This is a genomic window from Glutamicibacter sp. AOP38-B1-38 (assembly GCF_052377485.1).
Taxonomy (GTDB): domain Bacteria; phylum Actinomycetota; class Actinomycetes; order Actinomycetales; family Micrococcaceae; genus Glutamicibacter.
Map to the genome: position 1 here is coordinate 1 of NZ_JBQSWU010000074.1, position 1,816 is coordinate 1,816.

The following is a 1,816-nucleotide window of genomic DNA, read 5'->3' on the forward strand; positions in this document are numbered from 1 at the left end:
CCCACCCCCAAAGGGACAGGACGCTTGTTGCCTCAAAACCCAACAGCATGCCAAACCATACAAACCACCTGGCCCCCACACCCTCATTCCAACACCCCCAAAGGGACGCGTACTAAAAGAGCATGAACACCATGCAGCCATAGCCAATACCCCACACCAACCATAAAGTCGACGCGTTTTCCGGTACTGAGTTCATTGATATTCCACCCATGAGCAACCCGCCTGCCAACACTCGTGACAGAAACGGGCAACCAATAATTGGTTAGCTCCTTAGAAAGGAGGTGATCCAGCCGCACCTTCCGGTACGGCTACCTTGTTACGACTTAGTCCCAATCGCCAGTCCCACCTTCGACGACTCCCCCCACACAAGGTGGTTAGGCCATCGGCTTCGGGTGTTACCAACTTTCGTGACTTGACGGGCGGTGTGTACAAGGCCCGGGAACGTATTCACCGCAGCGTTGCTGATCTGCGATTACTAGCGACTCCGACTTCATGGGGTCGAGTTGCAGACCCCAATCCGAACTGAGACCGGCTTTTAGGGATTAGCTCCACCTCACAGTATCGCAACCCATTGTACCGGCCATTGTAGCATGCGTGAAGCCCAAGACATAAGGGGCATGATGATTTGACGTCATCCCCACCTTCCTCCGAGTTGACCCCGGCAGTCTCCCATGAGTCCCCACCTTTACGTGCTGGCAACATGGAACGAGGGTTGCGCTCGTTGCGGGACTTAACCCAACATCTCACGACACGAGCTGACGACAACCATGCACCACCTGTGAACCAGCCCCGAAGGGAAACCCCATCTCTGAGGCGGTCTGGAACATGTCAAGCCTTGGTAAGGTTCTTCGCGTTGCATCGAATTAATCCGCATGCTCCGCCGCTTGTGCGGGCCCCCGTCAATTCCTTTGAGTTTTAGCCTTGCGGCCGTACTCCCCAGGCGGGGCACTTAATGCGTTAGCTACGGCGCGGAAAACGTGGAATGTCCCCCACACCTAGTGCCCAACGTTTACGGCATGGACTACCAGGGTATCTAATCCTGTTCGCTCCCCATGCTTTCGCTCCTCAGCGTCAGTAGATGCCCAGAGACCTGCCTTCGCCATCGGTGTTCCTCCTGATATCTGCGCATTTCACCGCTACACCAGGAATTCCAGTCTCCCCTACATCACTCTAGTCTGCCCGTACCCACCGCAGATCCGAGGTTGAGCCTCGGACTTTCACGGCAGACGCGACAAACCGCCTACGAGCTCTTTACGCCCAATAAATCCGGATAACGCTTGCGCCCTACGTATTACCGCGGCTGCTGGCACGTAGTTAGCCGGCGCTTCTTCTGCAGGTACCGTCACTTTCGCTTCTTCCCTACTGAAAGAGGTTTACAACCCGAAGGCCGTCATCCCTCACGCGGCGTCGCTGCATCAGGCTTTCGCCCATTGTGCAATATTCCCCACTGCTGCCTCCCGTAGGAGTCTGGGCCGTGTCTCAGTCCCAGTGTGGCCGGTCACCCTCTCAGGCCGGCTACCCGTCGTCGCCTTGGTGAGCCATTACCTCACCAACAAGCTGATAGGCCGCGAGTCCATCCCCAACCGATAAATCTTTCCACCAAAAACCATGCGGTCAAAGGTCATATCCAGTATTAGACCCAGTTTCCCGGGCTTATCCCAGAGTCGGGGGCAGGTTACTCACGTGTTACTCACCCGTTCGCCACTAATCACCCCAGCAAGCTGGGGGTCATCGTTCGACTTGCATGTGTTAAGCACGCCGCCAGCGTTCATCCTGAGCCAGGATCAAACTCTCCATAAAAAAATAAAAAGCCATC

Annotated in this window: 1 rRNA gene; it reads right to left on the reverse strand. The window is 55.7% G+C overall.

Annotated features, from left to right (window positions below):
• Positions 1 to 274 precede the first annotated feature (274 nt).
• A 16S ribosomal RNA gene (locus ACT3TP_RS18620) occupies positions 275 to 1,800 on the reverse strand.
• Positions 1,801 to 1,816 lie beyond the last annotated feature (16 nt).